This window comes from Comamonas guangdongensis (assembly GCF_041079535.1).
Taxonomy (GTDB): Bacteria; Pseudomonadota; Gammaproteobacteria; order Burkholderiales; family Burkholderiaceae_C; genus Comamonas; species Comamonas guangdongensis.
Map to the genome: position 1 here is coordinate 281,333 of NZ_JBFYGN010000001.1, position 25,243 is coordinate 306,575.

The 25,243-nt window shown below is 65.1% G+C and carries 20 protein-coding genes; 14 read left to right on the forward strand and 6 right to left on the reverse strand.

Annotated elements, in window-relative coordinates:
• Positions 1-135: 135 nt before the first annotated feature.
• On the forward strand, positions 136-1,797 hold the full coding sequence (locus AB6724_RS01275) for a methyl-accepting chemotaxis protein (protein ID WP_369336687.1): 1,662 nt from the start codon (positions 136-138) through the stop codon (positions 1,795-1,797).
• A gap of 6 nt (positions 1,798-1,803) precedes the next feature.
• Here the strand turns inward: AB6724_RS01275 and pdxY are convergent, their stop codons facing one another.
• Together pdxY and AB6724_RS01285 are read right to left on the reverse strand one after the other, a co-directional pair.
• Entirely contained in the window at positions 1,804-2,685 is an 882-nt protein-coding gene (gene pdxY, locus AB6724_RS01280; protein WP_369336688.1) for a pyridoxal kinase PdxY, read from the reverse strand.
• 21 nt (positions 2,686-2,706) lie between these two features.
• A complete protein-coding gene (locus AB6724_RS01285) occupies positions 2,707-3,168 on the reverse strand; it encodes a RidA family protein (protein WP_369336689.1) in 462 nt (153 codons plus the stop codon).
• Positions 3,169-3,358: 190 nt separating this feature from the next.
• Here AB6724_RS01285 and AB6724_RS01290 point away from each other — a divergent pair, with 190 nt between their 5' ends.
• The 3 genes from AB6724_RS01290 (at position 3,359) to AB6724_RS01300 (ending at position 8,429) form a co-directional block, all read left to right on the forward strand.
• Positions 3,359-5,848, forward strand: coding sequence for a DNA internalization-related competence protein ComEC/Rec2 (locus AB6724_RS01290; RefSeq protein WP_369336690.1), 2,490 nt, complete (start codon positions 3,359-3,361; stop codon positions 5,846-5,848).
• A 161-nt stretch (positions 5,849-6,009) separates the two neighbouring features.
• A complete protein-coding gene (locus AB6724_RS01295; protein WP_369336691.1) occupies positions 6,010-7,473 on the forward strand; it encodes a circularly permuted type 2 ATP-grasp protein in 1,464 nt (487 codons plus the stop codon).
• The gene (locus AB6724_RS01300) at positions 7,473-8,429 is read left to right on the forward strand and encodes an alpha-E domain-containing protein (RefSeq protein WP_369336692.1); all 957 of its coding nucleotides are present in this window, start codon (positions 7,473-7,475) and stop codon (positions 8,427-8,429) included. The genes AB6724_RS01295 and AB6724_RS01300 overlap by 1 nt, the downstream gene beginning before the upstream one ends.
• Before the next feature lie 63 nt (positions 8,430-8,492).
• Here the strand turns inward: AB6724_RS01300 and bfr are convergent, their stop codons facing one another.
• Positions 8,493-8,969, reverse strand: a complete 477-nt coding sequence (gene bfr, locus AB6724_RS01305) for a bacterioferritin (RefSeq protein ID WP_369336693.1) — start codon at positions 8,967-8,969, stop codon at positions 8,493-8,495.
• 378 nt (positions 8,970-9,347) lie between these two features.
• Here bfr and ahpC point away from each other — a divergent pair, with 378 nt between their 5' ends.
• Positions 9,348-9,929 carry an alkyl hydroperoxide reductase subunit C gene (gene ahpC, locus AB6724_RS01310; protein ID WP_369336694.1) on the forward strand — a complete coding sequence of 194 codons (582 nt, stop codon included), beginning with the start codon at positions 9,348-9,350 and terminating at the stop codon, positions 9,927-9,929.
• 227 nt (positions 9,930-10,156) lie between these two features.
• Entirely contained in the window at positions 10,157-11,713 is a 1,557-nt protein-coding gene (gene ahpF, locus AB6724_RS01315; protein WP_369336695.1) for an alkyl hydroperoxide reductase subunit F, read from the forward strand.
• 84 nt (positions 11,714-11,797) lie between these two features.
• Here the strand turns inward: ahpF and AB6724_RS01320 are convergent, their stop codons facing one another.
• On the reverse strand, positions 11,798-13,111 hold the full coding sequence (locus AB6724_RS01320; RefSeq protein ID WP_369336696.1) for an NRAMP family divalent metal transporter: 1,314 nt from the start codon (positions 13,109-13,111) through the stop codon (positions 11,798-11,800).
• A gap of 420 nt (positions 13,112-13,531) precedes the next feature.
• On the opposite strand from AB6724_RS01320, the gene AB6724_RS01325 reads away from it, so the two are divergent.
• From AB6724_RS01325 to AB6724_RS01350, 6 genes are all read left to right on the forward strand, one after another.
• Positions 13,532-15,781, forward strand: coding sequence for a TonB-dependent hemoglobin/transferrin/lactoferrin family receptor (locus AB6724_RS01325; protein WP_369336697.1), 2,250 nt, complete (start codon positions 13,532-13,534; stop codon positions 15,779-15,781).
• Between the two features lie 70 nt (positions 15,782-15,851).
• Positions 15,852-16,235, forward strand: a complete 384-nt coding sequence (locus AB6724_RS01330) for a hypothetical protein (protein WP_369336698.1) — start codon at positions 15,852-15,854, stop codon at positions 16,233-16,235.
• On the forward strand, positions 16,232-17,344 hold the full coding sequence (locus AB6724_RS01335; protein ID WP_369336699.1) for a hemin-degrading factor: 1,113 nt from the start codon (positions 16,232-16,234) through the stop codon (positions 17,342-17,344). Before AB6724_RS01330 ends, AB6724_RS01335 begins: the two co-directional genes overlap by 4 nt.
• Entirely contained in the window at positions 17,341-18,243 is a 903-nt protein-coding gene (locus AB6724_RS01340) for a heme/hemin ABC transporter substrate-binding protein (protein ID WP_369336700.1), read from the forward strand. Before AB6724_RS01335 ends, AB6724_RS01340 begins: the two co-directional genes overlap by 4 nt.
• Before the next feature lie 14 nt (positions 18,244-18,257).
• Positions 18,258-19,367, forward strand: coding sequence for a FecCD family ABC transporter permease (locus AB6724_RS01345; RefSeq protein WP_369336731.1), 1,110 nt, complete (start codon positions 18,258-18,260; stop codon positions 19,365-19,367).
• On the forward strand, positions 19,364-20,188 hold the full coding sequence (locus AB6724_RS01350; RefSeq protein WP_369336701.1) for a heme ABC transporter ATP-binding protein: 825 nt from the start codon (positions 19,364-19,366) through the stop codon (positions 20,186-20,188). Before AB6724_RS01345 ends, AB6724_RS01350 begins: the two co-directional genes overlap by 4 nt.
• Before the next feature lie 88 nt (positions 20,189-20,276).
• Here the strand turns inward: AB6724_RS01350 and AB6724_RS01355 are convergent, their stop codons facing one another.
• Entirely contained in the window at positions 20,277-20,528 is a 252-nt protein-coding gene (locus AB6724_RS01355; RefSeq protein WP_369336702.1) for a DUF2798 domain-containing protein, read from the reverse strand.
• 186 nt (positions 20,529-20,714) lie between these two features.
• Between AB6724_RS01355 and AB6724_RS01360 the strand changes: the two genes are divergently transcribed.
• Positions 20,715-21,644, forward strand: a complete 930-nt coding sequence (locus AB6724_RS01360) for a LysR family transcriptional regulator (RefSeq protein ID WP_369336703.1) — start codon at positions 20,715-20,717, stop codon at positions 21,642-21,644.
• 136 nt (positions 21,645-21,780) lie between these two features.
• Here AB6724_RS01360 and ppsR read toward each other — a convergent pair whose 3' ends face one another.
• Positions 21,781-22,602, reverse strand: coding sequence for a posphoenolpyruvate synthetase regulatory kinase/phosphorylase PpsR (ppsR, locus tag AB6724_RS01365; protein WP_369336704.1), 822 nt, complete (start codon positions 22,600-22,602; stop codon positions 21,781-21,783).
• A gap of 249 nt (positions 22,603-22,851) precedes the next feature.
• On the opposite strand from ppsR, the gene ppsA reads away from it, so the two are divergent.
• Positions 22,852-25,242 (forward strand): phosphoenolpyruvate synthase, encoded by a 2,391-nt coding sequence (gene ppsA, locus AB6724_RS01370; protein ID WP_369336705.1) that lies wholly within the window; start codon positions 22,852-22,854, stop codon positions 25,240-25,242.
• Position 25,243: the final 1 nt, after the last annotated feature.

A 25,243-nucleotide genomic window follows, 5' to 3' on the forward strand; every position in this document is an offset into this window, starting at 1 on the left:
CTGGAGTCGGCACGGTTTTTTTCATTTCGGGCCCGGACCATTGACCCGGAGCAGGCTTGAAAGGGAAACTCCGGCTGTTGATAGTTGATGTCTTTGGTACCTTTATTTCATATAACTCCATGAAACAGAGGGCATATGCAGCGACTTCGAATGGCGCACAAGCTTTGGGGCGCGGTGATCTTGCTGATGCTGTGTCTGCTGGGAGTGGTGGGCTTTTCCGCCTATCGCTCCTCCAGGGCGCAGGAACTTTCGGACCGCGCCGCGCAGCAGATGCGCCAGCGCGTGGATCTGGCCATTGAATGGATGGGGCTGACGGAGGCCAATGCAGCGCGTACGCTGGCCGTGATCCTGAGTGCGGACCCCGCGGTCGAAGAGGCTTTCAAGAGCCCGATCGAAGCGACTTCGGCACAGATATCCGAGGTGCAGAAATCCATCGAGTCCATGCCGCTATCGGCTGAAGATCGGGCTCAGATGCAGAGAATCGCCGCGTCCCGCGGAGCCATGATCGCGGCGCGTAACCAGGCCAGACAACTCAAGCAGTCGGGGCAGATCCAGCAGGGCCTGGCCCTGGTCGAGAAGTCCTACAAGCCGGCCCTGGCCGCCTATCAGCAGACTCTGAGGGACTATGTGCAGCTGCAGAAGCAGGAGGCCTTGAACAGTCAGGCGGAGATGGCGGCCATGCGCCTGGAAACCGTCAAACTGGCGGGGGCGGCCGTGCTGATTCTGCTGCTGGCCATGGCGGTAGGCGCCTATTTCCTGATCCGAAGCATGCGCACGCCGCTGCAGCAGGCCCAGGCCATGGCCGAGCGCATTGCCAAAGGCGATCTGAGCCTGGGCGGGACGGTCGGGCGCGGCGACGAGTTTGGCGATCTGCTGCGCACCTTGCAAGCCATGTGCCGGGCGCTCAACGACATGGTGGCCCGGGTGCGCCAGAGCGCGGACAGCATTGCCGTCGCCAGCGCGCAGATTGCGGGCGGCAATCAGGATCTTTCGAACCGCACCGAGCAGACCTCAAGCAATCTGCAGCAGACGGCCGCCGCCATGGAGGAATTCACCAGCACCATTCGCCACAGCGCCAGCAGCGCTGCCCAGGCGCGCGAGACGGCCAGCGATGCCGCGAGCCTGGCCCGGCGCGGGGGCGAGGTCGTGGCCAGCATGATCGCGACCATGGATGAGATTCACCACAGCAGCCAGAAGATTGGTGACATCATTGGCGTGATCGACAGCATTGCGTTTCAGACCAATATCCTGGCGCTCAATGCGGCCGTGGAAGCCGCAAGAGCCGGGGAGCAGGGGCGCGGCTTTGCCGTGGTGGCCAGCGAGGTGCGCAGCCTGGCGCAGCGCAGCGGCGATGCGGCCAAGGAAATCCGGGCCTTGATCGGCAGCTCGGTGGAGCGCGTGCACGACGGCTCCCGGCTGGTGCAAAGCGTGGGGTCGGCCATGGACGAGATCGTGCAGTCGGTGCAGAACGCGAGCCTGATGATTGCCGAGGTGACCGAGGCCTCCGTGCAGCAAAGCACCGGCGTGACCCAGGTCAACCAGTCCATAGGCCTGCTCGACGGGATGACCCAGCAGAATGCGGCCCTGGTGGAGCAGTCGGCGGCCGCGGCCCAGAGCCTGCGCGAGCAGGCCGAGCAGCTGACGCAAACGGTCAGCATATTCCGTATGGACCATGGCTGGGCCGGCCAGCAACAGGCGGCTCAGGCGATTTCTGCACAAGCCCCCAGGATCGCTCCGGCCGTCGCCGCGCAGCAGCGGCCCGCCTTGTACCGGGCCGCGCTGGAGCATGAGGGTTGATGCGGCCTAGCCCGCAAGTGCCACGGCCGCAAAACTCTGTGCGGGCCGCATGATCTGCTCGCGGCAGGCCACCAGGGGCAGGTCGCGCTGGCCGGACTCGGTGTGCGAGACCAGTGCATACAGGGTGCTCACGGCGCTGGAGAGTGCGTCCGGCACCGTGCGCGTCTGAAGCAGATGGCCTAGCAGCACGGCGGAGAACACATCGCCCATGCCGTTGGGCAGGGGCTGGAGGTCGACAAAAGGCGTTTGCACCAGCCAGGCGCCGCCCGCCGTGACCGCCAGGGTGGCCAGCTTGTCGGCGGGCAGGTCTGCGGTGCGCAGACTGGTGATGACGATCAGCGCTGTCGGCCCCTCATGCATCTGGGCCAGCATGGCGCGCGCTGCCTCGATGGCGGCAGCAACACTGGTCAGTGGCCTGCCGCTGAGCAGCTCGAACTCATAGTGATTCGGCGTGATCACGCTGGCCAGGGACAGCGCGCGCCTGCGCAGAAAGTCGGGGATCCCGGGGCGCACAAAGATGCCGCGGCCCACATCGCCCATCACGGGATCGCAGAGATAGTGGACCTCGGGGCGGATGCCGCGCACCTCCTGCACAGCGGCAAGAATCACCTCGCCCACGCCGGCGTCGCCCAGATAGCCCGAGAGTATGGCGCTGCAGCGGGCCAGCACGCCGCGTGCGCGCAGGCCGTCGAGCACATCCTGCACATGGGCGGGTGTGAAGACCTGGCCCTTGAACTCGCCATAGCCCGTGTGGTTGGAAAACTGCACGGTATGCACGGCCACGGGCTCCATACCCAGCAGCTGCAGCGGCAGCACGGCCGCATCATTGCCCACATGCCCGTAGGCGACATGGGATTGAATGCTCAGGACCAGCGGCGGCGCTGCCATGTCTTGAAACCGCTGCGCGGATCAGGCCGCGAGCTCGGCGATCAGCTCGATTTCCACGCAGCAGCCCATGGGGATCTGGGCCACGCCGAAAGCGCTGCGCGCATGCTTGCCGGCCTCGCCGAAGACTTCGCCGAGCAGTTCGCTGCAGCCATTGGTGACGAGGTGCTGCTCGGTGTAGCTGGTGGAGGAGTTCACCAGACTCATCACCTTGACGATGCGCTTGATACGGCTCAGATCGCCGCCGCAGGCGTGCTGCAAGGTACCCATCAGGTCGATGGCCACGGCGCGGGCCGCCTGCTTGCCCTCTTCGGTCGTCATGTTCTCTCCCAGCTTGCCGACCCAGGGCTGGCCGTTCTTCTTGGCGACATGGCCGCTGAGAAACACCAGATTGCCGCTCTGCATATAGGGCAGATAGGCTGCGGCGGGCAGCGCCACTTCGGGCAGGCTGATGTTCAGGGCTTTGAGTTTGTCGTAGACGCTCATGACGGACTCCGCAAGTGTGGCAATAAAAGGCTGCCAAGTTTGACACAGCCACCGGGCATGCACAGCAGCGGTTTTTGAATTAATAGCGGATGGTGCACATGGAGCAGACGCCGGAGGCGGCTGTCATGCGAGTTGCGGGGCAGGGATAGCCGCAGTCTGTGGGCCTAGCACCCGCATCTAGCATGGCGTCATGTCGCCCAGCTCCAGCCTTGTCCGGTCCCGCGAGCGCCTTTCGTGGCTGGCGCCGCTGTGGGGCTGCGTGCTGGGCGCGGCCTGGCAGGTCAGCCAGGCAGGGCTGTGGAGCCTGCCCGCCTACCTGTGGCTGTTGGGCGCCGGCTGTGCCCTGGCCATGCTTGCCACGCTGGTGCGTGGCCGGGCGGTATGGCGCTGGCTGTGGCTGATGTCGGGCGCCGCCTGCTGTGTGGCGGGCCTGAGCGGTTGGCGTGCCCACGCCTATCTGGAGCAGACCTTGCCCAAGTCGCTGGAGGCCGTGGACATCGAGGTGACGGGGACGATAGCCTCCATGCTGCAGAACACGGCCAATGGCCAGCGCTGGCGCTTTGTGGTCGAACGGGCGCCGCAAGGCGTGCCGGGCGTGATGGAGCTGTCCTGGTACGGCCCGTTCGGGCAGGAACTGGATGCGGCCGAACCTCGGCTTGCCGGCTGGGCCCATGGCGTGGCACTGAGTCCCGGCCAGCGCTGGCGCTTCACGGTGCGCGTCAAACGTCCGCATGGCTCGCGCAATCCCCATGGTTTTGATTACGAGCTCCAGGCCTGGGAGCAGGGCGTGCAGGCCGCGGGCTATGTGCGCGAGCAGTCGGCGCCGCAGCTGCTCGAGCTCACGCCCCAATACCGGCTGCAGCGCTGGCGCCAATGGTTGCGCGATCGCATTCTGGCCCAGTCGGCGCGGCTGCAGCTTTGGTGGCCCGCCATGGCCGTGGACAGGCAGCAGGCCGCCGTCGGTGTGGTGGCCGCCCTGGCGGTCGGCGACCAGCAGGCCATAGACCGCGCCGACTGGGCTATGTTCCGCCAGACCGGCGTGGCTCATCTCATGAGCATCTCGGGTTTGCATATCACGATGTTTGCGTGGATTGCGGCGCTGCTGGTGGGGCGGCTCTGGCGGCTGAGCGCAGGCGCTTGCCGCATCTGGCCTGCTCCGCGCGTGGCGCTGCTGGCCGGCGTGTTGCTGGCCGCAGCCTATGCCTTGTTCAGCGGCTGGGGTCTGCCCGCGCAGCGCACCGTGTGCATGCTGGCCGTGGTGGCGTTGCTGCAGTGGCTGGGCGTGCGCTGGCCTTGGCCCTGCGTCTGGCTGCTGGCTCTGGCCGTGGTGGTGGCCGCCGATCCCTGGGCGCTATGGCAGGCCGGCTTCTGGCTCAGCTTTGTGGCCGTGGGTGTTCTGCTTGCTACAGATGCGGGAGCTTCCCACGCTGAAAGCGAAAAGGCTGCACGGCGTTTGCTGTCCAAGCTGCAGGGGCTTTGGCGCGAGCAGTGGCTGATCTCCCTGGCCCTGGCGCCGCTGGGCCTGCTGCTGTTTGGTCAGGTCTCCATCGTCGGTCTGCTGGCCAATCTGCTGGCCATTCCCTGGGTGACGCTGATCGTCACGCCGCTGGCCCTGCTCGCGGCCCTGGTGCCGGCGGCCGCGGCCTGGGCCGCTGCGGCCATGCTGCCCCTGATGGCACTGTTGCAATGGCTGGCGGCTTTGCCCTGGGCGGTCTGGGCCCAGCCCCAGCCCCCGTGGTGGGCCAGCGTGCTGGCCATAGGCGCGGGCCTGCTGCTGATTGCCCCCCTGCCCGCCAGGCTCAGGCTGGTGTCGGCCTTGTTCGCGCTGCCGGCCCTGTGCTGGCCCGCTGCATGGCCGCGCTGGGGCGAGTTCGAGCTGCTGGCCGCCGACATCGGCCAGGGCAATGCGGTGATCATCAGCACGGCCGCGCATCGCATGTTGTATGACGCGGGACCGCGGTACGGCCGCAGCAACGACGCCGGCGAGCGCGTGCTTCTGCCTCTGCTGGCCGCCCAGGGCATGAGGCTGGACGCCATGATGCTCAGCCACCGCGACAGCGACCACACCGGTGGCGCGCTGGCCGTCAGTGGCGCGCAGCCGGGGCTGGCGGTCTGGGGATCGGATTCCGTGATCGAAGATCCGCTGCTTGCGGCCCTGGCGCCCGTGCAGCGCTGCACCCGAGGCCAGCGCTGGCAATGGGATGGCGTGGAGTTCGAAGTGCTGCATCCGCCGCCCGGCGACGACTGGCTGGGCGGGCGCAAGCCCAGGCCCAACTTTGGCAGCTGTGTGCTACGACTGCGCTCGGCCACGGGCCGTGTGGCTTTGCTGGCCGGAGATATAGAAGCCGCGCAGGAGCGGCAGTTGCTGGAGGCCGGGTTGGGCGCTCCCGTGGACTGGCTGCTGGTGCCCCACCACGGCAGCAAGACCTCATCGACCGCGCCCTGGGCGCAGGGCCTGAGTCCTCGGTGGGCCATGGTGCAGGCCGGCTATCTGAACCGTTTCGGCCATCCGGTGCCGGCGGTGCTGGAGCGTTATGAAAGCGCGGGCAGCCGGATCGTGATTCAGGACCGTTGCGGCGCAGCCTACTGGAATTCGGAGCGGCCGCAGAGTTTGCAATGCGAGCGGCAGATTCGGGCGCATTATTGGGATGTGCATGCGGCTTCTACGGCACGGCCCTGATAAATTGGCATAAGGTTTGCATGGAGAAAGTGTTGTCATGCTGTTGCATGGCGTGCGGGCATGGCTGGTACCGGAGGCCGGCGGGTTCCGCCGCGTCGCGGCATCGCTAAACCGAACCGGGCACGGCCGTTATCCGCCGTGTCAAGAATGAGAGGACTGGAATGCGCACCTTCGATGAGATGTATCTGAACTCGGGCGCCGCCGCGGTGCGGGACCACTATCGGGACTACGCGCAGTGGCTCGCGAAGCAGTCGCAGGACTATCTGCAGACCCGCAGCGCCGAGGCTGAGATCGTGTTTCGCCGCGTGGGCATCACCTTCGCCGTCTATGGCGACAAGGACGAGAGCGGTGCGGGCACGGAGCGGCTGATTCCCTTCGACCTGATCCCGCGCATCATTCCCGCCCACGAATGGAGCCGCATGCAGGCGGGCCTGGTGCAGCGCGTCACGGCCCTGAACCGCTTCATCCGCGATGCCTACCACGGCCAGGACATGGTGCGCGCGGGCCTGATCCCGCAGGAGCTGGTGCGCGGCAACAGCCAGTACCGGCCCCAGATGGAGGGCATCCAGGTGCCCAACGATGTCTACGCGAATATCGCCGGCATAGACATCGTGCGGGCCCCGGCGCCCGGCAGCGACAGCGGCGAGGGCGTGTACTACGTGCTCGAGGACAATCTGCGTGTGCCTTCGGGCGTGTCCTATATGCTGGAAAACCGCCGCATGATGATGCGGCTGTTCCCCGAGCTGTTCAGCAAACATGCGGTGGCGCCCGTGGCCCACTACCCGGACATGCTGCTGGACACCCTGCGCGCCAGCGCGCCCCAGGGCGTACAGGAGCCCACGGTGGTGGTGCTCACGCCCGGCATGCACAACAGCGCCTATTTCGAACATGCTTTCCTGGCCCAGCAGATGGGGGTGGAGCTGGTCGAAGGCCAGGATCTGGTGGTCGAGAAAGACATGGTCTATATGCGCACCACCCAGGGCCTGCAGCGGGTGGACGTGATCTACCGCCGTGTCGACGATGACTTTCTCGATCCCGAGGTGTTCCGCCCCACATCCACGCTGGGCTGCGCGGGGCTGATGCGCGCCTACCGGGCCGGCAACGTCAATATCTGCAACGCCGTGGGCACGGGTTTGGCCGACGACAAATCGGTCTATCCCTATGTGCCCGAGATGATCCGCTTCTATCTGGGTGAGGAGCCCATCCTGCAGAATGTTCCCACCTGGCTGTGCCGCAAGCAGGAAGACCTGCAATACGTGCTCGCGCATCTGCACGAGCTGGTGGTCAAGGAGGTCCACGGCGCGGGCGGCTACGGCATGCTCATCGGTCCGGCCGCGACCAAGGCCGAGATCGAGGACTTCCGGCGTGCGCTGCTGGCCAATCCCGCCGGCTATATTGCCCAGCCCACGCTGAGCCTGTCCACCTGCCCGACCATGGTGGAAAAAGGCATTGCGCCGCGCCATATCGACCTGCGGCCCTTCGTGCTCGCGGGCACCGAGATCAATATGGTCGCGGGCGGGCTGACGCGCGTGGCGCTCAAGAAAGGCTCGCTGGTGGTGAACTCATCCCAGGGCGGAGGCACCAAGGACACCTGGGTGCTCGAAGATCAAGACGGAGGCCGTTGATGCTGTCACGTACCGCAGACCATTTGTACTGGATGTCCCGATACACCGAGCGCGCCGAGAACACGGCGCGCATGCTCAGCGTGTCCTATGAAACCGCCATGCTGCCCCAGGCCATCCATGATGCGCACCGCGGCTGGCACAGCGTGCTGTCCATCAGCGAGCTGATACCGGCCTTCAGGGACCGCTATGCGTCGGTGGACCGAGACTCTGTGCTCGAGTTCATGGTGTCGGACGAGATCAATCCGTCTTCCATCTTCTCCTGCCTCAAGGCCGCGCGCGAGAACGCCCGCGCGGTGCGCGGGGCGCTGACCACGGAGTCCTGGGAGACCCAGAACCAGACCTGGCTGGCGCTGCAGCGCAACTTCGCCAAGGAGGGCTGGAAGAAGGACCCGGCCCACTTCTTTGAATGGGTCAAATACCGCTCGCATCTGTGGCGCGGCGTGTCGCTGGGCACCATGCTCAAGGATGAGGCCCTGCACTTCGTGAGCCTGGGGACTTTCGTGGAGCGGGCCGACAACACGGCCCGGCTGCTGGATGTGAAGTTCCACTCCATAGAGCGCGACTACCACGGCATGCCGCGTGGCCGCGCCATGATGAACTTCGACTTCTACCACTGGAGCGCGCTGTTGCGCAGCGTCTCGGCCTTCGAGATCTACCGCAAGGTCTACCGCGACGTGATCACGCCGGAGCGTGTGGCCGAGCTGCTGATGCTGCGCGCCGACATGCCGCGCTCGCTGCTGGCCAGCATGCGCGAGGTGGTCAAGAACCTGGAGCGCGTGGGCAACGAGCACTCGAGCGAGACCGAACGCAAGGCCGGGCGCCTGCTCGCCGATCTGCAGTACGGCCGCATCGACGAGATCCTGACCACGGGTCTGCATGCCTATCTGACGCAGTTCCTGGATCGCATCAACGATCTGGGCTCGAGCATCAGCCGGGATTTTCTGATGCCCAGCTGAGTTGCCGCGAGGCCATGAAAAAAGCGGACCGGAGTCCGCTTTTTTTTCGTCACTGGCCGAGGCTCAGGAAGCTTCGCCCATCTGCGACTGCAGATAGTTCTGCACGCCCACCTTGTCGATCAGATCGAGCTGGGTTTCGAGGTAGTCGATATGCTCTTCGGTGTCGTCCAGGATCTTCTGCAGCAGATCGCGCGAGACATAGTCGCGCACGGCCTCGCAGTGGGCCATGCCGTCCTTGATGGTCTGCTGGGCAGCCTGCTCCAGGCGCAGGTCGCAGGCCAGCGCCTCGGGCACGTCCTCGCCGATCTGCAGCTTGCCCAGATCCTGCAGATTGGGCAGGCCGTCGAGCATGAAGATGCGGTCCATCAGCCAGTCGGCGTGCTTCATCTCGCCGATGGATTCCTCGTATTCCTTCTTGCCCAGCTTGTCGAAGCCCCAGTGCTTGTACATGCGGTAGTGCAGAAAGTACTGGTTGATGGCGGTCAGTTCGTTCTTGAGCTGAGCTTGCAGCCAGGAAATGACTTGTGCGTCACCTTTCATGGGGGGACTCCTTCCGGGGCGGTTGTTCTGTTACTCGGATTGTCGTTGGTTTATGCGACAGATCAAGAAATGCCCATGTCCTCGCGCATTGGCTGCACATGATGCGCGTTCTCGTTTAACTCTCCCCAGGATCTGGCACTGCTGACGGTTTGATGACGGAAGAAAAGCTATGGCGGCGATTGAAGGGCTCATTGCTCGAAAGCTGCGGAAACCCCCCACAATAGAAGGCTGATCTTCACTGCCGTGGCAACGCAGTTTCGTGCAGCGAAGATATATTGATTAAATCAATCGATGATATAAAGTCAATTGATTAGATTTATCAAGCACTGAAGTCTAAACTTCGTTCCGTGTTCCATCGCTAACCAAGAGGAAAGAGCAATGTCCCTGATCAATACGCAAGTCCAACCCTTCAAGACCACCGCTTTCGTGCAACGCGCTGGCGCCGCCAAGGGCGAGTTCATCGAAGTGACCGAAGCCAACCTCAAGGGCAAGTGGTCCGTGGTGATCTTCATGCCTGCGGCCTTCACCTTCAACTGCCCGACCGAAATCGAAGACGCTGCCAACAACTACGCCGAATTCCAGAAGGCCGGCGCCGAGGTGTACATCGTCACCACCGACACGCACTTCTCGCACAAGGTGTGGCACGAGACTTCCGATGCCGTGGGCAAGGCCCAGTTCCCTCTGGTGGGCGACCCCACGCACCAGCTGACCAACGCTTTTGGCGTGCACATCCCCGAAGAAGGCCTGGCTCTGCGCGGTACCTTCGTGATCAACCCCGATGGCGTGATCAAGACCCAGGAAATCCATTCCAACGAAATCGCCCGTGATGTGTCGGAAACCCTGCGCAAGCTCAAGGCTGCCCAGTACACTGCCGCTCACCCCGGCGAAGTCTGCCCCGCCAAGTGGAAGGAAGGCGCCAAGACCATCGCTCCCTCGCTGGACCTGGTCGGCAAGATCTAAGTACCCCCTGAGGCGCTGCGCGCCTTCCCCCTGGTGGGGACGACGCCATCGCCACAAGGCGGCTCTTGCTCGGCGTCTCTGAGTTGGGCCGTGCCAGTTTTTGTCAGAAGCTGGCGGTGCTTGCCAATCCATTCACAGTTGAACTGTTGAAGACGCCCGGGTGCCTGGCGCCCGGGTTTTTTTTACCCGAATTTTTGCGTTATTCGTGTTTCCTGAAGGAGTGACCCATGCTTGACAACAACCTGAAAGCCCAACTGAAAGCCTATCTGGAGCGTCTGCAGCGTCCGGTGGAGCTGGTGGCTTCGCTGGATGACAGCAAGGGTGCTGCCGAGCTCAAGGAACTGCTGCTGGAAATCAAGGAACTCAGCGACAAGATCACCGTCGTCGAGAACAACGACCTCGACGTGCGCAAGCCCTCGTTCCTGATCACCAATCCCGGTGTGGACACCGGCCTGCGCTTTGCGGGCGTGCCCCTGGGCCATGAATTCACCTCGCTGGTGCTGGCTCTGCTGCAGGTGGGTGGCCATCCTTCCAAGGAGTCGGCCGAGCTGCTGGAGCAGGTCAGGAATATCGACACGCCGCTGAATTTCGAGACCTATTACTCGCTGTCCTGCCACAACTGCCCGGACGTGGTGCAGGCACTGAACCTGATGTCGGTGCTCAACCCCAAGATTACGCACACCGCGATCGACGGCGGCCTGTTTCAGAAGGAAGTGGAAGACCGCGAAATCATGGGCGTGCCCACGGTCTTCATCAACGGCGAGCGCTTCGGCCAGGGCCGCATGGAGTTGGCCGAGATCGTGGCCAAGGTCGATACCGGTGCGGCGGCACGCGAAGCCGAGAAGATCTCGGCCAAGCAGGCTTTCGATGTGCTGATCGTCGGTGGTGGCCCCGCCGGCGCGGCCGCAGCCATCTATGCGGCGCGCAAGGGCATTCGCACCGGCATTGCCGCCGACCGCATCGGCGGCCAGATGCTGGATACCGTGGACATCGAGAACTTCATCTCGGTCAACAAGACCGAAGGCCCCAAGCTGTCCGCGGCCATGGAGAACCACGTTCGTGACTACGAGGTGGACATCATGGGCCAGCAGCGCGCGGCCAAGCTGATCCCCGCGGCCACCGAAGGCGGTCTGATCGAGGTGCAGACCGAATCCGGTGCCACGCTCAAGGCCAAGACCGTGATCCTGTCGACGGGCGCGCGCTGGCGCAACATGAATGTGCCCGGCGAGGACCAGTACCGCACCAAGGGCGTAACCTACTGCCCGCACTGCGACGGCCCGCTGTTCAAGGGCAAGGACGTGGCCGTGATCGGCGGCGGCAACTCGGGCATCGAGGCGGCCATCGACCTGGCCGGCCTGGTCAGGCATGTCACCGTGCTGGAGTTCGCGGGCGAACTCAAGGCCGATGCCGTGCTGCAGAAGAAGCTGGCCACGCTGCCCAACGTGACCGTGATCCTCAACGCCCAGACCACCGAGGTCAACGGCGACGGCAAGAAGGTCACCGGCATTACCTACAAGGACCGCGGCACGGACGAGATCAAGCAGATCGCGCTCGAAGGCATCTTTGTGCAGATCGGCCTGCTGCCCAATACCGACTGGCTCAAGGGCACGGTCGAGCTGACGCGCTTCGGCGAGATCGCGATCAACGCCAAGGGCGAGACCAGCCTGCCCGGCGTGTTTGCGGCCGGCGACTGCACCAATGTGCCGTTCAAGCAGATCATCATCGCTGCGGGCGCCGGCGCCACGGCGGCCTTGTCGGCCTTCGATCACCTGATCCGCCACTGAGCCTGAACATGGTTCCGCCCTCGATGGGCGTGAGCCATGTGCGATTGAAGAGGACTGCCGCGGCAGTCCTTTTTGTTGCCGGCCCTACAAGGTGACCAGCATCACCACCACGGCCAGCGCCATCAAGACCGTGGCGCTCCAGCCCAGCAGCCGGTGGCGCAGCGAGATGGTCAGATCGCCCATGATGCGCGGCGACTGGCCCAGCCACAGCATCACGGCCATGATGGGCACGGAGATCACGCCGTTGACCACGGCGGCCCACACCAGGGCCTGGATGGGATCGACCTCGAGCATGCCCAGCAGCGTGCCCAGGCCCGTGGCGGCAATGATCAGGCCGTAGAAGCCGCGCGCCTCGTGAAAGCCATGCGAGAGGCTGGCCTTCCAGCCCAGCACCTCGCTGACGGCATAGGCGGCCGAGCCGGCCAGCACCGGAACCGCCAGCAGGCCCGTGCCTATGATGCCCAGCGCGAAGACCGTGAAAGCCAGCTCGCCGGCCACGGGGCGCAGGGCCTCGGCAGCCTGGGCCGAGGTCTGGATCTGGGTGATGCCCTGCAGGTTCAGCGTCACGGCCGTGGCCACCACGATGCTCAGCGCCACGCCGTTGGACAGCATCATGCCCACCGTGGTGTCGAGCCGGATGCGGGCCAGGTGCTCCTGCACATAGGCCGGATGCAGGTGCAGCGCCGCCGCATAGGGGCGCAGGCGCAGATCCTCCACTTCCTGGGCTGCCTGCCAGAAGAACAGATAGGGGCTGATGGTGGTGCCGAGCACGGCCACGACCATGGCCGCATAGTCGCGCAGCGAGGTGTCGGCGGGGAAGAACTGCCAGGGCCGCAGGGACTCATGGGCCAGTTGCCGCAGCGGCACATGGACCACCATCACCACGGCGAAATAGGACAGCAGCGACAGCGTCAGCCATTTGAGCAGGCGCACCGAGCGCTCGTAGGAGAAAAACACCTGCGCCAGCAGGCACAGCGCACCGAACAGCAGGCTGAACAGCACGGGCGAGCCGCCGACGATGAGCCGCGCGGCCTCGGCCATGGCGCCTATGTCGGCCGCGATATTGATGGTGTTGGCCACCACCAGCAGGGTCACCAGGCTGCGCGTGAGCCAGCGCGGGCACAGCGCCGCGATATTGGCGGCCAGACCGCGGCCCGTGGCCCAGCCTATGCGCGCGGACAGCATCTGGATGCCGATCATCAGCGGCGTGGTCAGCAGCACCATCCACACCAGGCCGAAGCGCCATTGGGCGCCGGCCTGGGAATAGGTGGCGATGCCGCTGGGGTCGTCGTCGGCGGCGCCGGTGATGAGGCCCGGTCCCAGGCGGCGCGCGGCGGCAATGCCGCGTGGCACCAGCAGAAAGCCGCGTCTAAACTTCTGGGCGAGGACGCGTGTCACGGGTAACTCCCTGCAGCCGCACGAACCGGCTGCGTTGGTGCTGGGCGGGGAGTTGCAGCGCCTCTGCGTCGCAGGCTCTCCGGGCTGAGGCTGGGTCCTCCTGCCCGGTGTCTGCTGCAGAGCCAGTGGCCGTGACTTCAGCGCGGGGGCAGGGCGGACCCGCGACTTCGGTCAGGGGTCATGGTGCTATGAACGGCTGTGGAAACAATGAGCATCATGAACCCGGGCCCGGGGCTTGCCAATCCCTGGTTTGCGGACATTTGCACTCATCTGTGTCATGTGTTTTATTTGGTATTGAGAATTATTCGCATATACTAAGAGGCACTCAGCCAGCATATGTGCTGCCAGCCACGGGTTCTTGCCGTGCGGCCTGCCAGAAGCCAGCTCTCATCAGTTCAATGAATCAAGAGGGTTTCTGGTATGGCATCCGCCACCGCTTTGCACGCCCGCGCCATGCTGGCGCCACGCTCCAATCTCCGTCCACTTGCCTTTGCCTGCGCACTGGCCTGTGCCTCCATCTCGGCCCAGGCCCAGCAAAAAGCGCTGGAGACAATTCAGGTCGCCGCAGCCCATGCGGATCGCAGCGCACCGGTGATGCGCGATGTGGTGGTCAGTGCTTCGCGCGACGAGCAGGATGCCGACAGCCTGCCCATGAGCGTCGACGTCATCGACGCCAGGCAGATGGAGGAGGAGCAGATCGGCGATATCCGCGAGCTTGCAGCCAAGCTGCCCAATGTGACCGTGCCGCGCAGCCCGGCGCGTTTTTCGCTGGCGGGCTCCCCCACGGGGCGCGATCAGAACAGCGGCTTCAATATCCGCGGCCTCGAGGGCAACCGTGTGCTGATGCTGGTCGACGGCGTGCGTCTGCCGCGCAGCTATGCCTTCAGCGCCAATGCCTTCGGCCGCGACTATCTGGATCTGGGCCTGGTGCAGCGAGTGGAAATTCTGCGCGGTGCCGTGCCTGCTCTCTATGGCTCCGACGGTATGGGCGGCCTGGTCAACTTCATCACCGTACAGCCCGACGATCTGCTCAAGGACGGCAAGACCATTGGCGGTCGCGTCTCGGCCAGCTATGACGGGTCCGACAACGGCAAGCGCGTGGGTGCCACGCTTGCCGGGCGCGCCAGTCCCGAGTGGAGCTGGCTGATCTCTGCAGGCATAGGCCGCTCCGGCGCGCTGGAGAACATGGGCCGCAACAACGCCGTGGGAGCCAGCCGCACTACGCCCAATCCCGAAACAGACAAAAGCCATTCTTTGCTCGGCCGTCTGGTCTATACGCCTTCGGCCGTGCAGAAACATGTGTTCACGCTGGAAAACGTGGACAAGCGCGCCGACTACGACCTGCTGACCGCGCGCAGCGCCACGGTGACGGATTCCCAGTCCAAGACCTCCATGAAGCGCTGGCGCGCCAGCTGGCAAGGCCAGTGGCAGCAGCTCGATACGGCGCTGGCCGACGAACTCAAGCTGATGGCCAGCTACCAAAGCTCGGATTCGCGCGAGTTCGTGACCGAAACCCGCGTGGGCCTGCCATATCGCGAGCGCGATGTGAGCTATGACGAAGACGCGCTGCAGCTGCATGCCCAGGCCGGCAAGACGCTGCGCTGGGGCAGCAATGCCGGCGGCAAGTTCAGCTATGGCGTGGACTATCTGCGCGGCAAGGTGGTCAACGAGCAGAACGGCATCACGCCTCCGGCGGGCGAGAGCTTCCCGCTCAAGCGCTTCCCCGACACCACGGAAACCTCGGCCGCGCTGTTTGCCCAGGCCGAGCTGCACTACGGCGCTTTCAGCCTGACGCCCGGACTGCGGGCCGAGCACTACAGCATCAAGCCCAAGCAGGCCGGCTTTGGCGGCACGGCGGTCAGCAATTCGGACTCTGCGGTCTCTCCCAAGCTGGGTGCGATGTTCCAGATGAACGACGCCTGGGCCGTCTACGGCAACTATGCCGCCGGTTTCAGAGCGCCGAATGCAGGGCAGATCAATGCCTTCTTCGAGAACCCGCTGGCCTTCTACAAAAGCATTCCCAATCCCGATCTCAGGCCCGAGAAGAGCAATACCTTCGAGCTGGGGCTGCGCGGCCGCATGAGCGCGCTGCGTCTGGATGCCGCAGTGTTCACGGGGCGTTACAAGGATTTCATCCAGGACCAGGTGCAGGTGGCCGGCCAATACGGCAACCGCAACAACCCGGCCACCTTCCAGTCCGTCAACCTGAACCGCGTGAATATCCACGGCTTCGAGCTCAAGGCCGACTACGACTGGGGACGGTTCGCGGGCGGCAACTGGCGCACCAATGCCGCCTACGGCTATACCAAGGGCACGGACAAGAGCACGAACAAGCCGGTGGACACCATCTCGCCCCAGCAACTGGTGCTGGGCGTGCGCTACGACACCTCGAATGTGGGCGTGCAGTTCAGCGCCTCGCACTGGGCCGGCAAAAAGGCCAAGGATGCGGCCGCGGATGCCTGGCTCAGCCCCGGCGCCACGGTGCTGGACCTGAGCGCGCAATGGCGGATTCGCCCCGACACGCGCCTGAATGTGGGCGTCTACAACCTGACCGACAAAAAGTACTGGCGCTGGTCCGATGTGCGCGGCCTCACGGCAAGCACGCTGATTGTTGACGCCTACAGCCAGCCGGGCCGCTATGTGCGCGTGTCCCTGGTTCAGGACTTCTGATTTGATAGCTGAGAGCGCTTTCTCATAAAGCGCTCGAGGCCTTTTTGATTCAAAACTGCGGGAGTGTGCCATGTCTGTTGATGAGAACGCCGCCAGTACCCAAAGTGTCTCTGGCAGCCGCGACGAGGAATATCTGCTGACCGAAGGCGAGGCCCAGCTGGCCACGGTGCTGGCGCTGATGACCGGCTTCAGCCAGGGCTGCTGCGCTGTCCATCGTGCGCCCATGGCCCAGCGAGTTGCCGAACAGCTGGTGCGCCTGGCCGATGGCCTGGACGGCGGCGAGCGCTCGGGCGACATGCGCCATTTCCTGCAGCGGCTGGGTCAGCGCTGGGCCCATGTGGCCCAGTTGCTGGCCCGGCCCGAGCCGGAGCCGGTGGCTTCGGCCTCCCGCTTTGACGAAGAATTTTCCAACCCGCAACCGCACTGGCACCACAGCCCGGAGACCCTGCAATGAACGCCATCACGACCCCAGAATTCCAGACCATGACCGCGGTGCAAATCCGCGAGCAGTTTGCGCAAAAACGCCAGCAAGGCCTGCGCGCCAAGGACGCGGCCGAAGCGCTGCAGCTCAGCGAAGGCGCGGTGATCGCGGCCCACGGCGGCGAGCATGAGCGCGCGCTCAAGGTCGTGGCGCTGCGCGCCGAATGGCTGGACATCCTCAAAGGCCTGGAGGCCTGCGGCCAGGTGATGGCGCTCACGCGCAACGAATCCACGGTGCATGAGAAGGACGGCATCTATCAGAACCTCTCGGCCCAGGGCCCGGTCGGTCTGGCACTGAGCCGCGAGATCGATCTGCGCCTGTTCTTCATGCACTGGCATGCGGGCTTCGCCGTGACCGAGGAGGCCGCCAACGGCCATCGCCCGGCCGCGCACAGCCTGCAGTTCTACGATGCCTCGGGTCGCGCCGTGCACAAGGTGTTTGCGCGCGAGGCGACGGACATGGCGGCCTGGAACGCGCTGGTCGAGCGCTTTGCCGAGCCTTCGGCGGGCTATGTGTTCCGCGAGCCTGCGGCCAGGCCGACCATCAAGCCAGACGCCGAGATCGACGTGCCCGCGCTGACCCAGGCCTGGACCGATATGCAGGACACGCATGAGTTCTTCGAGATGCTGCGCAAGCATGGAGCCGAGCGCCAGCAGGCCTTCCGCCTGGTGCCGCAGTACTGCGAGCGCCTGAGCACCGACGCCGTCGCGCAACTGCTGGGCGATGCCGCCGTGGATGGCCTGTCCATCATGGTGTTTGTGGGTAGCAGCGGCTGCATCCAGATCCACACCGGCCCCGTGAGCAATATCCAGCCCATGGATGCAGCCAACGGTGTGCGCTGGATCAATGTGCTGGACAAGGGCTTCAATCTGCATCTGCGCACCGACCTGATTGCCGATGTCTGGCTGGTGCAAAAGCCCACCAGCGACGGCGTGGTGACCTCGGTGGAAGCCTTTGACGAGCAAGGCAACAACATGGCCATGTTCTTCGGCGAGCGCAAGCCCGGGCAGCCCGAGCTCCAGGGCTGGCGCGATCTGGTGGCCGGCCTGGCGCGCCAGACTCCGGTGGCGGAGGCCGCATGAGCGAGCTGCTGATCTCGCGCAGAAGCGGTTTGCAATGGCTGGGCGCTGCCGTCGTCGCCTTGCCGGGTCTGGCCTTGCCGGGTCTGGCCCTGGCGGCCTCTCCGCTTGCATCTGCGGCAGGTACGCGGCGCCTGGTTTCGCTCAGCGGCGCCTTGACCGAGGTGGTCTATCTGCTCAATGCCCAGAGCCTGCTGGTGGGCACGGATACCACCAGCCTGTTTCCCGAAGCCGCGCAGAAGACCGCCAAGGTGGGTTATGTACGCCAGCTCTCGGCCGAGGGCCTGCTGTCGCTCAAGCCCGATGCGGTGATAGGCACCAGCGAGGCCGGGCCGCCCGTGGTGCTCGATCAGATCCGCCGGGCCGGTGTGCGCGTGTCGCTGGTTCCGGCCAGGCATGACTGGGCCGAGGTGCAGGAAAAGGTCAAGGTCGTGGGGCGCGAGACAGGCCGTGCCGCCGACGCCGACAAGCTGCTGGCCCAGCTCGACGCGCAGTGGAGCGGCGTGCAGGCGCAGGTGGCCAAGGCCCAGCGCAAGCCGCGCGTGCTGTTTGTCATGGCGCACAGCGGCAGCCCCCAGGTGGCGGGGCGCGGCACGGCCGCCAATGCCCTGATCCGGTATGCGGGCTGCGTGAATGCCATCGACCAGTTCGAGGGCTACCGGCCGTTGACCGCCGAAGCCATGGCCAGCGCCGCTCCGGAGGTGATCGTCAACACCACCCAGGGCATAGAGGCGCTGGGCGGCGAGGCGGCTTTCTGGACGCGGCCCGAGCTGGCGCTGACGCCCGCCTATCCGAAGAAGGCGCTGGTGACGCTGGAGGCCAGCCATCTGCTGGGCTTCGGGCCGCGCCTGCCCAGCGCGGTACAGGCCTTGCATATGCGTGCTCTGCAGTGGGTGGCTTGAGCATGAGCGCCAGCATGGGGGGCGTGGTGCCCAAGCCCGCGGTCGAGGTGCCGCCAGCCTCGCGCTGGCGCTCGCAGTCCGGTCGCCTCGGCCGCGGTGCGACGCTGCTGCTGGGCGCGTTGCTGGTGCTGCTGGCCATGCTCTGGGGCGCGGCCAGCGGCGCCTATGCGATTGCTCCGGGCCAGTTGCCCGGCATTGTCTGGGACGGCTTGCGCAGTCTTTTGGGCATGGCTGCGGGCGGCGGTCCCGAGCATCTGGTCTTTCTCAATATCCGCCTGCCGCGCCTGCTGCTGGGTGTGGCCGCGGGTGCAGGCCTGGGGCTGGCCGGCGCGCTGATGCAGGGGCTGTTTCGCAACCCGCTGGCCGACCCCGGCCTGATCGGCGTGAGCAGCGGCGCGGCCCTGGCCGCAGGCGTGACCATTGTGCTCGGCGGTCTGTATCTGCCCTGGCTGCCTCGTCATCTGGGCAGCTGGGCGCTGGTGGCCATGGCCTTCGGCGGAGGCCTGGCGGTCACGGCCGTGGTCTATGTGCTGGGCCAGGTCCAGGGAGCTACCCGCATCGGCCTGATGCTGCTGGCCGGCATTGCCATCAATGCCCTGGCGGGCGCGGGCCTGGGCTTTCTGAGCTTTATCTCTACCGACGAGCAGTTGCGCAATCTGCAGATGTGGTTGCTGGGTAGCCTGGGGGCTGCGCGCTGGAGTGCCGTGGCGCTGGTGTCTGCCGCCGTGGCCATCAGTGCGGCGGCCGCGCTGGCGCTGGCCAGGCCCTTGAACGCGATTGCGCTGGGCGAGGCCCAGGCCAATCTGCTGGGCGTGGCCGTGGAAAAGACCAAGCGCCGCGCGGTGATGGTGGCGGCGCTGGCCGTGGGTGCCGTCACGGCAACCACCGGCATCATCGGCTTCATAGGCCTGGTGGCGCCGCATTGGGTGCGCCTGATTGCAGGGCCCGACCATCGCGCGGTGCTGCCGGGCTCGGCCTTGCTGGGTGCGGCGCTGGTGGTGAGTGCCGATGCCGTGGCCCGCACCCTCGTCAAACCGGCCGAGCTGCCGTTGGGCGTGCTCACGGCTTTTATCGGCGTGCCGCTGTTTCTGGCCATGCTGCGCCAGTTCAGGAGCAAGGTATGAGTGTGCACCAAGGGGTGTCCAGCCTCGAATGCCGCCATCTGGGCGTCGGCGTAGCCAAGGGGCCGCGCCTGGCGACGGTCGATGTGCGGATTCCGGCCGGGCGCTTTACCGCCATCCTCGGCCCCAACGGCGCCGGCAAGTCCACGCTGATGTCCATGCTGGTGGGCGAGCGCGCGCCGCAGTCGGGGCAGGTCCTGCTCGACGGGCAGGCGCTGTCCGCGCATGCGGTGGAGGGGCTGGCACGTCGTCGCTCCGTCATGCCCCAGGATTGCAGCGTGGCCTTTGACTTCACGGCCCAGGAGGTGGTGGAGCTGGGACGTTATCCGTATCGTCATCAGCCCGGCACCGGGGAGGCGCAGATTCCGGCGCAGGCCATGGAGTTGACCGGGGTCAATCATCTGGCGCAGCGCAGCATCAACACGCTATCGGGCGGTGAGCGGGCGCGCACCCATCTGGCCAGGGCGCTGGCACAGATCTGGCAGCCGCCCGCCGACGGCGCGGCGCGCTGGCTGCTGCTGGACGAGCCCACCGCTGCTCTCGACCTGGCCCATCAGCACCACGCCATGCGCCTGCTGCGCCAGTGGGCCGGGCAGCAGGGCGCAGGCGTGGTGGCGGTGATTCACGATCTGAACCTGGCCTTGCGCTATGCCGACGATGTGCTGGTTCTGGGCGGCGATGCCGGAGTGCATCACGGTGCGGTGCTGGATGTGCTGCAGCCTGCGCTGGTGCGCCAGGTCTGGGGCATGCAGTGCGATCCGGTGCGCAGCAGCGACGGCGCGCTGCAATATATTTTTGTAGCTGATACCGCTTTACCTGCTTGAAATTTCAACAGATTGCATTGAATTCTGAAGCCAGTCATGCGCAGGCTGTTTCAGATTCAATAGCTAACGACCTCGCTGTCACTGGCTGTCAATGCGTATGCACCGTCAGCGCAACCAGTTTGAGCACCAGCGGCCGCACCATCATCACGCAGAAGAACGCCACCGGCATGGCCAGCGCATAGGCGCTGAACACGCGCCGCACATAGCCGCTGTCGAAGCCGGTATTGGCCGCCACGATGGTGCAACACATCAGGAAGGCCATGATGCCGGCCATGTAGAAGGCGAAGACAAAAGGCGTGTAGCGCCTGTGCAGCTTGGGGCGTGCGGAGGGTGTGGGCATGGTGCGGACAGGGAGTTTGGCACTCTATCCATAGCAGCTTGCGCAGGCTGGAAAAGGCTGGAACTCGATTGGAGGTTGTTTGAAGAACCCGGACTGTAAGCGGGTCCGCAGCATCGCGGTAGAGGCCCGGAACTTGTTGCACTCATAAGTTGAACTTCAGAATGCTTTGACGATACATTCGTATTCATGCCGAATCTGCGAGCCATAGAAACCTTTGTCAAAGCGCTGGAGGGCGGCTCCATCGCCTCGGCCGCGCGCCAGCTGGGCATTTCGCCGGCGGCGGCCAGCCAGAACATCGCGCGCCTGGAGCGCGAGCTGGGCACGCGCTTGATCACGCGCACCACCAGATCCATGGCGCTGACCGAGGCCGGCGAGCGCTATCTGGCGCGCGTGGCGCCGGTGCTGGACGAACTCGAGAAAGCCCAGTCCGACCTGTCGCTGATCCATGGCGAGCTGCAAGGCCGTCTGCGCATCGCCTGCATGGCCGCTTTCGGCCGCCATGTGCTGGCGCCGCTGCTGCCGGCGTTCACGGCCCGCCATCCGCGGCTGGAGCTGGAGCTGCTGATTACCGACCGCCATGTGGATGTGCTCAAGGAGGATGTGGACCTCAGCGTGCGCTACCGCGATGTGCTGGAGCCCGGCATGTCCGTGCGCCAGCTGGTATCCGTGCCGCGCAGGCTTTACGCCGCGCCGCAGTATCTGCAGCAGCATGGCAGCCCGCAGACGGCCCAGGATCTGCTCGGGCATGCATGTCTGCTATACCGGCGCGAGCGCGACGGGAGGCTGATGCGCTGGCCTTTTCTGCGCGACGGCCAGCGTGCGGACCCGCAGCAGCGCATAGCCGCCATAGGCAGCGATATCGACGCGCTGACCGAGTTCGCAGTGGCCGGCGGCGGCATAGTCTGGGCCGGCAGCTTCATCGTGCACGACCATGTGCGCCAGGGGCGGCTGCTGCCGCTGACGCTCAAGCCCGGGCGCAAGGGCCTGCTGCAGTTCGACGACGCGCCGCTGGACTTCTTCGCCTGCTTCAGGGACCGGCAATATGTGCCGACCAAGGTCCGAGCCCTGGTCGACTATCTGCTGCTGGAGCTGCCGCAGCAGACAAAGCTGAGCTGAGCCACCCGTCCTCTTAGCATTCGGCGGGCCTCAAGTCAGAGCAGCCGAGCAAGTCCCGCCTCGTAGCGAAGGCTGCGTCCCCCTCCCGCGCAGCGAGAGAGGGGGAGGGCGCAAAGCGCCTCAGGGGGAGTCTTGATCAATGCCCCAGATGCTGGGGCAGCACTTCCTGCAGGATGGTGGTGGCAATCTCTTCGATCGACTTGGTGGTGCTCGACAGCCATTCGATGCCGCTGCGGCGCATCATGGACTCGGCCTCGGCGACTTCGTAGCGGCAGTTCTGCAGGCTGGCGTACTTGGAGTCGGGACGGCGCTCGTTGCGGATGCTGGACAGGCGCGCGGGATCGATGGTCAGACCGAACAGCTTCTTGCGGAAGGGCTCGAGCGCCGGAGGCAGCTGCTTGCGCTCGAAGTCCTCGGGGATCAGCGGGTAGTTGGCGACCTTGAGGCCGAACTGCATGGCCAGATACAGGCTGGTCGGCGTCTTGCCCGAGCGGCTCACGCCCACCAGGATCACATCGGCGCCCGTGAGGTCGGTATTGGTCTGGCCGTCATCGTGGGCCAGGGTGTAGTTGATGGCCTCCATGCGCTCCAGATATTCCTTGCTCTCGCTGATATCGGCGAAGCGGCCCACGCGGTGCAGCGACTTCTGGCCCAGCTCGATCTCCAGGGGGCGTACAAAAGTGCCGAACATATCGAACACCTTGCCCTTGCTATTGGCCTCTATGGTGTCCAGATGTTCCTGATTGACCAGGGTGGTGAAGACAATCGGCTTCCTGCTTTCCACGGAGGCCACATGGTTGATCTGGCGAATGACCTGATGCACCTTGTCCATGGAGTCCACAAACGGAACCCGCACGATGCGAGGCTTGGTATCGAACTGGGCCATGATGGCCGTGCCAAAGGTCTCGGCCGTGATGCCGGTGCCGTCGGAAATGACAAAAATCGTATGGGTATGCATGGTGCGAGCGGTGATTAGATGGCGGCGGGTTGGCAATGCCATGCCCCGGACTCTGAAACAAGCTTGAGCCACGCGAACAGTCCGGGCTCGGCCTACAATGGCGTCCATTATTCCCAAATTCCAACCCATGCTCGTTGACGGCCGACATCCAGAACAGCAAAGCACTGCCTTGATGCAGCATGGGTTCGCGTGCCCTGGCCATTCAGCCCAGCGCCGCCTGCGTACCGATTTTTAACTTTGGAGCTTCCCATGTCTCAACTGTTCGAGGCGACCGCACTGGTCGTTCCGTTTGAAAAACTGAGAATGACCGACGTCGAGTCCGTAGGCGGCAAGAACGCCTCGCTCGGCGAAATGATCTCGCAGCTGCCCCAGGGCGTGCGCGTGCCCACGGGCTTTGCGACCACGGCCCATGCCTTCCGCGACTTCCTGGCCTACGAGGGCCTGGCCGACAAGATCTCGGCCAAGCTGGCGGCCCTGGACGTGGACGATGTGCGGGCCCTGGCCGCCGTGGGCGCTGAAATCCGTGGCCTGGTCGAGAGCCAGCCCTTCCCGGCCGACCTCGAAAAAGCCATCCGCGACGAATTCGTGCGCCTGCAGGCCGGCAATGACCAGGCCTCGTTTGCTGTGCGTTCTTCCGCGACTGCGGAAGACCTGCCGGACGCCTCGTTCGCGGGCCAGCAGGAAACCTTCCTCAATGTGGTGGGCATCGAAGACGTGCTGCACAAGATGAAGGAAGTGTTCGCCTCGCTGTACAACGACCGCGCCATCTCCTACCGCGTGCACAAGGGCTTCGAGCACGATGTGGTGGCCCTGTCCGCCGGCGTGCAGCGCATGGTGCGCTCCGACAAGGGCGCGGCCGGCGTGATGTTCACCATCGACACCGAATCCGGCTTCGAGGAAGTGGTGTTCATCACTTCCAGCTACGGCCTGGGCGAGACCGTGGTGCAGGGCGCCGTGAACCCCGACGAGTTCTATGTGCACAAGCCCATGCTCAAGGCCGGCAAGAAGGCGCTGATCCGCCGCAATCTGGGCTCCAAGCTGATCCAGATGATCTTCGCCACGGCCGAGGAGAAGGCCGCCGACGGCAAGCTGGTCAAGACCGTGGACGTGGCTCACGAGCTGCGCAACCGCTACTCGCTGAGCGACGAGGAAGTGCAGCAGCTGGCGCACTATGCGCTGGTGATCGAGCAGCACTACGGCCGACCCATGGACATCGAATGGGGCAAGGACGGCACCGACGGCCAGCTCTACATTCTGCAGGCCCGTCCCGAGACCGTGAAGAGCCAGGCCAAGGGCCAGGCCGAGCTGCGCTACAAGCTCAAGGGCACGGGCACCGTGCTGGCCGAAGGCCGCGCCATCGGCCAGAAGATCGGTACCGGCCCCGTGCGCCTGGTGTCCGACATCTCGCAGATGGACCAGGTCCAGGCCGGCGACGTGCTGGTGACCGACATGACCGACCCCAACTGGGAGCCGGTGATGAAGAAGGCTTCGGCCATCGTCACCAACCGCGGCGGCCGTACCTGCCACGCGGCCATCATTGCGCGCGAGCTGGGCATTCCCGCCGTCGTGGGCTGCGGCCACGCAACCGAACTGCTCAAGGGTGGCACCCTGGTGACCGTGTCCTGCGCCGAGGGCGACACCGGCAAGATCTATGACGGTCTGCTCGAAACCGAGGTGACCGAGGTCAAGCGCGGCGAGATGCCGGCCATCAAGACCAAGATCATGATGAACGTGGGCAACCCCCAGCTGGCCTTCGACTTTGCCCAGCTGCCCAACGAGGGCGTGGGTCTGGCCCGCCTGGAATTCATCATCAACAACAACATCGGCGTGCACCCCAAGGCCATCCTGGACTACCCCGCCGTGGATGCCGACCTGAAGAAGGCCGTCGAGTCCGTGGCCCGCGGCCATGCCTCGCCGCGTGCCTTCTACGTGGACAAGGTGGCCGAAGGCGTGGCCACGATTGCCGCGGCCTTCTGGCCCAAGCCCGTGATCGTGCGCATGTCGGACTTCAAGTCCAACGAGTACCGCAAGCTCATCGGCGGCAGCCGCTACGAGCCCGAGGAAGAGAACCCCATGCTGGGTTTCCGCGGTGCGGCGCGCTACATCTCCGAGGACTTCGGCGAAGCCTTCAAGATGGAATGCGAAGCCCTGCGCCGCGTGCGCGAGGACATGGGCCTGACCAACGTCAAGATCATGATTCCCTTCGTGCGTACCCTGGGCCAGGCCAAGCGCGTGACCGAGCTGCTGGCCGAGAACGGCCTCAAGCGCGGCGAGAACGGCCTGCAGTTCATCATGATGTGCGAAGTGCCTTCCAACGCCATCCTGGCCGAGGACTTCCTCGAGTACTTCGACGGCTTCTCCGTGGGCTCCAACGACCTGACCCAGCTGACCCTGGGCCTGGACCGCGACTCGGGCCTGGAGCTACTGGCCGCCGACTTCGACGAGCGCGACCCCGCCGTCAAGAAGCTGCTCAGCCGCGCCATCAAGGCCTGCCGCGACCAGGACAAGTACGTGGGCATCTGCGGTCAGGGCCCTTCGGACCATCCCGACTTTGCCAAGTGGCTGGCCGATGAAGGCATCTCGTCCATCTCGCTCAACCCTGACAGCGTGGTCTCCACCTGGCAGAAACTGGCCGAATAAG

Excerpts from the sequence above, each read along its gene's own strand:
- AB6724_RS01275 (WP_369336687.1), top strand. The coding sequence starts at position 136 with ATGCAGCGACTTCGAATGGCGCACAAGCTTTGGGGCGCGGTGATCTTG.
- pdxY (WP_369336688.1), bottom strand. The coding sequence starts at position 2,685 with ATGGCAGCGCCGCCGCTGGTCCTGAGCATTCAATCCCATGTCGCCTAC.
- AB6724_RS01285 (WP_369336689.1), bottom strand. The coding sequence starts at position 3,168 with ATGAGCGTCTACGACAAACTCAAAGCCCTGAACATCAGCCTGCCCGAA.
- AB6724_RS01290 (WP_369336690.1), top strand. The coding sequence starts at position 3,359 with ATGTCGCCCAGCTCCAGCCTTGTCCGGTCCCGCGAGCGCCTTTCGTGG.
- AB6724_RS01295 (WP_369336691.1), top strand. The coding sequence starts at position 6,010 with ATGCGCACCTTCGATGAGATGTATCTGAACTCGGGCGCCGCCGCGGTG.
- AB6724_RS01300 (WP_369336692.1), top strand. The coding sequence starts at position 7,473 with ATGCTGTCACGTACCGCAGACCATTTGTACTGGATGTCCCGATACACC.
- bfr (WP_369336693.1), bottom strand. The coding sequence starts at position 8,969 with ATGAAAGGTGACGCACAAGTCATTTCCTGGCTGCAAGCTCAGCTCAAG.
- ahpC (WP_369336694.1), top strand. The coding sequence starts at position 9,348 with ATGTCCCTGATCAATACGCAAGTCCAACCCTTCAAGACCACCGCTTTC.
- ahpF (WP_369336695.1), top strand. The coding sequence starts at position 10,157 with ATGCTTGACAACAACCTGAAAGCCCAACTGAAAGCCTATCTGGAGCGT.
- AB6724_RS01325 (WP_369336697.1), top strand. The coding sequence starts at position 13,532 with ATGGCATCCGCCACCGCTTTGCACGCCCGCGCCATGCTGGCGCCACGC.
- AB6724_RS01330 (WP_369336698.1), top strand. The coding sequence starts at position 15,852 with ATGTCTGTTGATGAGAACGCCGCCAGTACCCAAAGTGTCTCTGGCAGC.
- AB6724_RS01335 (WP_369336699.1), top strand. The coding sequence starts at position 16,232 with ATGAACGCCATCACGACCCCAGAATTCCAGACCATGACCGCGGTGCAA.
- AB6724_RS01340 (WP_369336700.1), top strand. The coding sequence starts at position 17,341 with ATGAGCGAGCTGCTGATCTCGCGCAGAAGCGGTTTGCAATGGCTGGGC.
- AB6724_RS01345 (WP_369336731.1), top strand. The coding sequence starts at position 18,258 with ATGGGGGGCGTGGTGCCCAAGCCCGCGGTCGAGGTGCCGCCAGCCTCG.
- AB6724_RS01350 (WP_369336701.1), top strand. The coding sequence starts at position 19,364 with ATGAGTGTGCACCAAGGGGTGTCCAGCCTCGAATGCCGCCATCTGGGC.
- AB6724_RS01355 (WP_369336702.1), bottom strand. The coding sequence starts at position 20,528 with ATGCCCACACCCTCCGCACGCCCCAAGCTGCACAGGCGCTACACGCCT.
- AB6724_RS01360 (WP_369336703.1), top strand. The coding sequence starts at position 20,715 with ATGCCGAATCTGCGAGCCATAGAAACCTTTGTCAAAGCGCTGGAGGGC.
- ppsR (WP_369336704.1), bottom strand. The coding sequence starts at position 22,602 with ATGCATACCCATACGATTTTTGTCATTTCCGACGGCACCGGCATCACG.
- ppsA (WP_369336705.1), top strand. The coding sequence starts at position 22,852 with ATGTCTCAACTGTTCGAGGCGACCGCACTGGTCGTTCCGTTTGAAAAA.